Genomic DNA, 8,292 nt, shown 5'->3' on the forward strand with positions numbered 1-8,292 from the left:
CATGTAATTTGGTTTGTTGCGTTTAAAATATAAAGCTAATTTGCAAATCATTAGTAGTCATACCAACATGAGTAAAACGACAGTCAGCGCTATTCTTGTATGTTTATTTCTTTTTATTTCTCTAGGCACTTTTGCCCAGGAAGTAGCCATAGAATTGGGGCCGGATGAAATAGCACTCAATGAGACTTTTAGCATCAAGGTGACCATTGCAAACGACAAGATCAAATCTTACGATGAGTTCCCGGAAATAGCAGGATTCCAAAAGCAAGGCCTATCCCAGTCTTCTTCCATGAATGTCATCAACGGACAAGTCAGCAGTACCAGCAGCATCATCCAATACTACAAACCGACCAAAAAAGGAGTCGTTACCATTGGAAAATTCAGCATCAAAATCAATGGCAACGACTACGCATCCCCCGGAAAATCCGTTACGGTAGTCGATGCCCGTGCAGCACAACGACAGCCAAACCAATCGGATCCTTTTAGCGATATTTTTGGTGGGACAAGGGAAGAACCCGAATTTATCGAAGTCGAAGATGATGCTTTCTTTGCTTCTTCTGTTGACAAAGAAGAAATTTTTGTAGGAGAAGGATTCAATGTAAGTTTGGCATTTTACATCTCAGAAACCAATCAGGCTTCATTTCAATTTTATGAACCTGGCAAACAGTTGGACGCAATCCTCAAAAAGATGAAACCTGCCAACGCTTGGGAAGAAAACTTCAACATCACCAACATCCAGCCTGAAAGGGTAACTTTCAACGATAAAAGCTGGATCAAGTACAAAGTATATGAGGCATCATTTTTCCCATTCTCAGAGGGAGAAATCACGATTCCACCCATTTCATGGGAAATGGTCAAATATAAAGTAGCCAAAAATCCGACCTTTTTTGGGAGCAACAGGCTGGAGGATTTCAAAACTTTTACCTCTTCTTCTAAAAAAATCACGATAAAACCATTGCCTCCACATCCTCTCAGAAATGAAGTCAGTGTAGGTAATTTCCAATTGAGGGAAAACATCACAGAATTCGATGCCCTGACCGGAGAAGGGATTACTTATAATTTTGGCATTACAGGTGAGGGAAACATCAATTCGATTTCCGCTCCCAAAACAAAACAGATCCACCTTTTGAATACCTTCGACCCCAATGTCCGTCAACAGATCAACCGAGGCAATGGAAAGATCACAGGTCTCAAAGAATTCAGCTACTACGTCACCATCAATGAGCCTGGGAGAATCAATCTGGGGGATTACTTTGAATGGATATATTTCAATCCTGCTTTGGAAAAATATGATACCTTGAGACCCAAGGCCATCCTCAACGTGACAGGGGAGTCCAAAGTCAATCAGGCAATCTCCAATCAGCGTTTGGGAGGAATCTATGATTTGATTGATGTGGAAAACAATGAGCTAACAAACCAGAGATATAAGTACTATTTTTCAGTTTTTATCAATTTATTATTGGTCGGTTCAGTCATACTGTTAGCCGTCCTGATCACAAGAAGAGGAAATGGGTAATTCATTTGGAAGGATATTTAGAATAAGCACATTTGGCGAATCCCACGGATTGGGTTTGGGTGTGGTGATAGAAGGCTGTCCGGCAGGCTTGCTGATCGATGAGGAATTTATCCGAAATGAAATGCAGCGAAGGAAGCCCGGCCAATCCAAAATCACCACCCAAAGGAAGGAAGAAGACGAATTTCAGATCTTGTCGGGGGTGTTTGAAGGAAAGTCCACAGGTACGCCGATCGGTTTGGTCATCATGAATACCGACCAAAAGAGTAAAGATTATAGCCATATAGCTGACAAATTCAGACCTTCCCATGCGGACTATACCTACTTTGAAAAATACGGAATCCGTGATTACCGGGGTGGAGGCAGAAGCAGTGCCAGGGAAACAGCAGCAAGAGTTGCCGGTGGAGCGATTGCCAAAATGCTTTTGCATCACTACGGAATTTCAGTTCAAGCTTATGTCAGTCAGGTGGGTGACATGAAGTTGGACAAAAGCTACCAAGAACTCGACTTGACCCAAACTGAAGAAAACATTATCCGCTGCCCCGATCCGGAAATGGCCGAAAAGATGATCGAATACATCGACGAGGTGAGGAAAAGTCGGGATACTGTAGGCGGGATCGTGTCCTGCGTGGCAAAGGGAGTTCCGCCAGGATTGGGTGAACCTGTGTTTGACAGGCTACATGCAGAGTTGGGTAAAGCCATGCTGAGCATCAATGCCGTGAAAGGTTTTGAATATGGAAGTGGATTTGAAGGGGTAAAAATGCGTGGATCGGACCACAACGATGCTTATTATCAGGACGGAGATCGCGTCAGGACAAGGACAAATAATTCGGGCGGGATCCAAGGCGGGATTTCCAATGGAGAAGATATATATTTCAATGTGGCCTTCAAACCTGTTGCCACCATCATGCAAGATCAGGAGTCGGTCAATGAGTCAGGAGATTCCGTGACCGTGTCGGGCAAAGGCAGGCATGACCCCTGCGTAGTGCCTAGGGCAGTTCCTATAGTCGAGGCGATGGCCGCTTTGGTCTTGGCCGATTACCTTTTGATCAGCCGAACAAACAAATTATAATGTAAACCCAACTCTATATGTTGAAAAAGATACCCTTACATACCCAGATTATCGTCGGATTGGTTTTGGGATTGGTAGTCGGTTTGGTGATGATCAAATTTGGCGTAGACCCCTATTTCATTATCAACTTTGTGAAACCGGTCGGAACTGTTTTTATCAATTCCCTGAAAATGATCGCTGTTCCTTTGGTCTTTGCCTCCTTGGTGGTGGGAGTTGCAAATTTGGGAGATGTTTCCAAACTCTCCCGGATCGGTGGAAAAACCCTTTTAGCGTATTTGATTACTACCATTATTGCTATCACTATTGGCCTCTTATTGGTGAATATTGTCAAACCGGGAGAAAGCCTTCCCCAAGCCACAAGAGATAGCCTTATGTCCCTGTATGATGATACTGCTGGTTCCAAAGCAGATCAGGCGGCTGAAGTTTCGAGTCAGGGACCATTGCAGCCTTTGATAGAGATAGTTCCAGAAAACATTGTAAAAGCAGCAGCCGACAACAGCAGCATGCTTCAGGTTGTATTTTTTGCTATTATAGTAGGAATTGCATTGCTTCAGATTCCCAAGGAAAAAGCCAAAAACTTTACCAATTTCTTTGATGCTTTCAATGATGTGATCATCAAAATCGTGGAATATATCATGATGATCGCACCGTATGGCGTCTTTGCATTGATGGCTTCCCTGATCGTCGAGATTGCCGGAGAAGATCCTGATTCTGCAGTGGAATTGCTCCTTGCCCTTCTGAAATATACCTTAGTGGTATTGGGAGGGTTACTCTTGGTGATTTTTGTGGTTTATTATTTACTATTAAAATCCTTTACCAAAATTCCTTTTATCATCTTCCTAAAAGCCTTTAGACCTGCGATGCTCTTGGGATTTTCGACTTCTTCTAGTTCTGCTACACTTCCGGTGACGATGAAGATTGTGGAGGATGAAATCGGCGTTTCCGAGGAGATTTCAAGTTTTGTTTTGCCATTGGGTGCTACCGTCAATATGAACGGAACAAGTCTTTACCAAGCCGTAGCGGCTGTATTTATTGCACAGGCTTTGGGTATGGACCTTTCGATTTCTCAGCAATTGACCATAGTCCTCACTGCAACATTGGCAGCAATTGGCTCAGCAGGTGTACCGGGTGCAGGTTTGATTATGTTGATCATCGTATTGGAAGCTATTGGTGTACCAGGAGCGGGAATTGCCCTGATCATTGCCCCGGATAGGATTTTGGACATGTTTAGGACAGTGGTCAATATCACAGGAGATGCTGTAGTTTGCGTTGCAGTTGCATCGACAGAAGGAGAGTTGCCATCTGGAATGATCCGACAATCCAATCCATTTACCCCAAATGAGGAAGTAATAGAAAGTTAAAAAGCAAAATCCACAGTCCACCGTCGACAGTCCATACTTGTCCGCCGTGGCGGAGCAACAACAATGGATTTTCAATCCTAGTAATCTGAGGCCACAAAGCGTACCTACATAAAATGTAATTTTCTTCAAAGTAAAAACCCTCTATGATCAAGGTCTTGGAGGGTTTATTTTTTAGATCAAGATTTTGGAGGGGTTCTTATTTTATATTATTGTTGCGGTCTTTGTATCTTCCAAAGTAATACCCGGGAAAAACCAAAGCTTTCAGTTTCCAGTCGTTTTTTTCCTTGATGCTCAATGAATCATCAGCATGGACAGTTCTGTACATTTTGGATGCCATGAGTGTATGTCCTATCAAGGCTAGAAACAGGAAAGCGTAAATTATCAACTCTGTCATTTTTTCTCAAGAATTAAAGCTGCCCAATTGTCCTTGGTTTTTTGTGCCAAAAGGGAAAGTCCGAAGAAAGAAGCCCTATTTTGGATGTCTGCAATGTCATGCTCATAGAATCCGCTCAGAAGAAGTTTCCCTCCCTTTTTCACGAGGCCTGAATACACCTCCATTTCATCTAATAAGACATTTTTGTTGATGTTGGCAAGAACAATATCAAACTCTCCTTGGGGTTTTATTTCCCGAACAGTTCCTTTTCCCATTCTGACTTTGGACATGTCATTCAGGTCAAAGTTTTCGTTGCCATTGTCCACGCACCATTCGTCAATGTCAAATGCTTCAATCTCAGCTGCCCCAAGTTGATGCGCCATGATCGCCAAGATGCCAGTGCCCGCTCCGATATCCAAAACCCTTTTGCCGGAATGATCTAGTGTAAGCTGATGGGAAAGCATCAGAAATGTAGTGGCATGGTGACCCGTACCAAAAGACATCTTGGGATTGATGTGGATTTCATATTTGAATTCGGGTCTTGGTTCGTGAAAGGAAGCCCTGACATACACCTGATCGCCGACAAAGATGGGATCGTAGTGCTTTTCCCACTCCTCGTTCCAATTGACCTTGGGCATCTTGCCTTCCTGAACTTCAATCCTACCGGCTTCTTTATACCGGTCGATGATTTCCTGATAAGCTTCCCTGTCAATCAGATCCTCCTGAATGTAGGCGTCGATTCCCTCATCCGTTTCCAAAAACGAATCAAACCCTACTTCAGAAAGCTCAGCAATCAGGATCTCACGAAATGGTTCTCTGCAGGAAATCTTAAATTCTAAATAGTCCATTTGTATTGTTGTTTGCATTATGCATAAGCGGCAGTGTCTCCACTGCCGCTTTGATTGTCATTGTGAGTTGTTATAATTGGCATTTACAGAAAAGCTAATGACGTTTGGTGTTTCGTCATCCTGAAGGAGGCACGACTGAAGGATCTCATTTTCTTCCGGTGAGACTCTTCGCTCACTACCAATGACGTGAATATCCGGGTCGTCGCACTGAACGTAGTGAAGTGTCTCATTTAAGAGATGCTTCACCTCCGCAAGCTCCGGTTCAGCATGACGTAACACCAACCGTTATTCCATTTCTGAACATTTCCCAAATGTTAAAGGCTCCTAGTGCTGGCCACGACAAAGCTTAAATTGGTAGGGACGCTATCCTTCATCCTTCCTTACTTCCCATCATCCTTACTTCCATACTTCCTACCTCAAAAAGACTTCACAATCTCCACAAAATCCCTTGACTTCAGCGAAGCACCTCCGATCAATCCTCCATCCACATCAGGTTTGGAGAAAAGGTCCTTGGCATTGCCAGGATTGGCAGAACCACCATAGAGGATAGAGATATTGTCCGCCAACTCTTTGCCGAATTTGCTTGCCAAATGGCTTCTCAAAGCCGCATGCATTTCCTGAGCTTGGTCAGAGGAAGCTGTCCTTCCGGTTCCGATGGCCCAAATAGGTTCGTAAGCGATGACGATCTTGGACATTTCTTCGGGAGAAAAATCAAATAAGCTTTCATTCAATTGCTGTTTTACATACGCTTCATGGGTTTCTGCTTCACGGATTTCCAATGGTTCGCCGCAGCAGAATATTGGAGTCAGACCGTTAGCCAGCGCTTGCTTGGTTTTTTCGGTAAGCAATTGGTTTGATTCTTTGAAGTATTCCCTTCTTTCGCTGTGTCCGATGATAACATAGCTCGCTCCGAAGGAAGCCAACATGGATGCAGAGGTTTCCCCTGTAAAAGCACCGGAGGCTTTGTCAGAGCAATTCTGCGAGCCAAGAAAAAGATTTGGCGTATCCCCGATCAGTTTTTTGACAGGGTAAAGGTGTACAAAAGGTGGGTTGAGGACGGCGATGACATCTTTGATGTTTTCATCCTTCAGCATATTGACGATTTCAGAAGTCAGTTTTTGGCCTTCTTCCAAGTTGAGATTCATTTTCCAGTTTCCGGCTACAATCTTTTTGCGCATGGTTTCTTCGGTTTGATGGTTAGATTTGAAAAAAATAACTTCAAAAGTTACTTTGGGCCAAAATTACATAAAATGTCCTACCCACGAAAAGAATATAATCCCGATCAGCCCAGAAAGTATTGGTCAATAGCCGAAGCCAAGGTGAAAATCGCGGCTTATTGCGCTTACCAAGAGCGCTGTCAGGAGGAGGTCAGGAGCAAATTGGCCGAAAAAGGGCTCTATGGAGATCAGGCAGAGGAATTGATCTCACACATGATCGAAGAGGGTTTTTTAAATGAAGAACGTTTTGCACGGTCTTTTGCGAGAGGAAAGTTCAACCTGAAAAAGTGGGGTAGAAACAAAATCACCCAAGAACTCAAACTCCGCAAGGTCAGTCCCAACTGCATCAAATCCGGCCTGAAAGAAATTGAGCCCGAAGCTTATTGGCAGGTGCTTCTCGGATTGGTAGAGAAAAAGTCCGAGTTTGTCAAAGAACCTGATCAGTTTAAGAAAAAGTACAAAATCCAACAGTACCTGATCAGCCGGGGATTTGAATCTGATTTGGTACAAAGTGCAGTGGAAACAGTTTTTTCGGGACCAAATCTTTAATTTCTGAAAGCAAAAGCCTAATTTGCGAAAGATTTGATAGCCAAATGATTCAGAAATTATTTCCCCTTGACAAGAATTACATTTTAAGACAGGCACAATCCATTTTGGAAGAGCAAATGCTTGAAGTGATGGTTTTTGAACTCAAAAAATCCTACACCCAACTTTACAATCCATTGATGCTGATGGATGAAACCTTTGCCAAAATCCTTGATACCTACGAGTATCCCAAGGACAGGCTCAGGATGATTTACCGGCAGCTTTGCGGGATATATAGGTTTAAGAACAGGGACAACCAATTGGAACTGCTTTTTGACGGAAGGACACATTTGGAAAAGTTTCAGGAAGATTGGTCCTTGCAATTGATTCAGTGGGTTCATGAGCTTGGTTATCATGAGCAATATGTGAAAACAATGCTTCGCATGACCCTACTTTTTGACACAGAATCGAGGGCAGAATGGTCAGAAAACCACTGCAAGTTTTTTATCAATGAGTACTTCGAGCTCAAAATCATCAAACGCAAAGGCGAACTCAAGCTTAAAATAGCATAAAAAAACCACCGAGAGATCGGTGGTTTTTTTGTTTTTGATCTTGCTACCTAAACGGTGAAAACCAAATCTCAATGAGCAGATATTGCCCTTTTCAAATTATTGGTATCTTTGATCCATGTATTTGGAAACCGAAAAAATTGCTGTGATTCAAGATTATTTCAAAACCAAACCTGTTTTGAAAGCATATCTTTTTGGTTCTTATGTGAGGGAAGAAGCAGATAATCAAAGCGATGTTGACATTTTGGTCGACTTAGATTATTCTAAGAGGATTGGGTTAGGTTTTGTCCAAATGAAACTTGAATTGGAAAATTTACTGAATAAGAAAGTCGATCTTGTTTCCTCGGGGGGGTTGTCAAAATATATCAAACCGATAATTGATGCTGAAAAAAAGCTGATTTATGCGAAGTAAATTGGGAGATAAGGTTCGGGTAAAGCATATACTTGATGCTATCGAAGAAATCGAATCCTATATAGAGAATATTGATATAAGCGACTTTTTCAATAATTCAATGGTTCGTTTTGCTTGTATCAAACAATTAGAAATCATCGGGGAGGCAAGTAACCATATCTCTGAAGACGTAAAGTCCAGCTTTGCTCAAATAAGTTGGGAAGAAATAATCTCATTAAGAAATATACTCGTTCATGAGTATTTTGGGGTAGATGCTACTCTTGTTTGGCAAATTATCGAAACTGATATCCCTGAATTAAAAACTGAAATGGAGAAAATAATTAAATATGTATATCCGCAATGATACCAGTGGCCAAATAAATATAAAGTGACAGCTAGTGACAATCGTTATTTGTTAAAGAT

At 42.3% G+C, this 8,292-nt stretch carries 10 protein-coding genes; 7 read left to right on the top strand and 3 right to left on the bottom strand.

What is annotated here, in order from left to right:
• Positions 1–67: 67 nt before the first annotated feature.
• The 3 genes from MMU05_RS09185 to MMU05_RS09195 are packed head-to-tail and all read left to right on the top strand — an operon-like array spanning position 68 to position 3,946.
• The gene (locus MMU05_RS09185; protein WP_241141383.1) at positions 68–1,516 is read left to right on the top strand and encodes a BatD family protein; all 1,449 of its coding nucleotides are present in this window, start codon (positions 68–70) and stop codon (positions 1,514–1,516) included.
• Positions 1,509–2,585: a chorismate synthase gene (gene aroC / locus MMU05_RS09190; RefSeq protein WP_241141384.1), complete on the top strand. Its 1,077-nt coding sequence runs from the start codon at positions 1,509–1,511 to the stop codon at positions 2,583–2,585. The genes MMU05_RS09185 and aroC overlap by 8 nt, the downstream gene beginning before the upstream one ends.
• 17 nt (positions 2,586–2,602) lie before the next feature.
• Positions 2,603–3,946 carry a dicarboxylate/amino acid:cation symporter gene (locus MMU05_RS09195; RefSeq protein ID WP_241141385.1) on the top strand — a complete coding sequence of 448 codons (1,344 nt, stop codon included), beginning with the start codon at positions 2,603–2,605 and terminating at the stop codon, positions 3,944–3,946.
• Positions 3,947–4,142: 196 nt separating this feature from the next.
• Here the strand turns inward: MMU05_RS09195 and MMU05_RS09200 are convergent, their stop codons facing one another.
• The 3 genes from MMU05_RS09200 to tpiA form a co-directional block, all read right to left on the bottom strand.
• On the bottom strand, positions 4,143–4,340 hold the full coding sequence (locus MMU05_RS09200) for a hypothetical protein (RefSeq protein ID WP_241141386.1): 198 nt from the start codon (positions 4,338–4,340) through the stop codon (positions 4,143–4,145).
• Entirely contained in the window at positions 4,337–5,167 is an 831-nt protein-coding gene (gene prmA, locus MMU05_RS09205; RefSeq protein WP_241141387.1) for a 50S ribosomal protein L11 methyltransferase, read from the bottom strand. Before prmA ends, MMU05_RS09200 begins: the two co-directional genes overlap by 4 nt.
• 416 nt (positions 5,168–5,583) lie before the next feature.
• Positions 5,584–6,345 (bottom strand): triose-phosphate isomerase, encoded by a 762-nt coding sequence (gene tpiA, locus MMU05_RS09210; protein ID WP_241141388.1) that lies wholly within the window; start codon positions 6,343–6,345, stop codon positions 5,584–5,586.
• Between the two features lie 72 nt (positions 6,346–6,417).
• Here tpiA and MMU05_RS09215 point away from each other — a divergent pair, with 72 nt between their 5' ends.
• The 4 genes from MMU05_RS09215 (at position 6,418) to MMU05_RS09230 (ending at position 8,233) form a co-directional block, all read left to right on the top strand.
• Positions 6,418–6,933 (top strand): regulatory protein RecX, encoded by a 516-nt coding sequence (locus MMU05_RS09215; RefSeq protein ID WP_241141389.1) that lies wholly within the window; start codon positions 6,418–6,420, stop codon positions 6,931–6,933.
• Between the two features lie 44 nt (positions 6,934–6,977).
• Complete coding sequence (locus MMU05_RS09220) at positions 6,978–7,481, top strand: hypothetical protein (protein ID WP_241141390.1); 504 nt, start codon at positions 6,978–6,980, stop codon at positions 7,479–7,481.
• Positions 7,482–7,596: 115 nt separating this feature from the next.
• On the top strand, positions 7,597–7,890 hold the full coding sequence (locus tag MMU05_RS09225) for a nucleotidyltransferase family protein (RefSeq protein ID WP_241141391.1): 294 nt from the start codon (positions 7,597–7,599) through the stop codon (positions 7,888–7,890).
• Positions 7,880–8,233 (top strand): HepT-like ribonuclease domain-containing protein, encoded by a 354-nt coding sequence (locus MMU05_RS09230; RefSeq protein ID WP_241141392.1) that lies wholly within the window; start codon positions 7,880–7,882, stop codon positions 8,231–8,233. The genes MMU05_RS09225 and MMU05_RS09230 overlap by 11 nt, the downstream gene beginning before the upstream one ends.
• Positions 8,234–8,292 lie beyond the last annotated feature (59 nt).

Source organism: Cognataquiflexum rubidum (genome assembly GCF_022538115.1).
Classification (GTDB): domain Bacteria; phylum Bacteroidota; class Bacteroidia; order Cytophagales; family Cyclobacteriaceae; genus Cognataquiflexum; species Cognataquiflexum rubidum.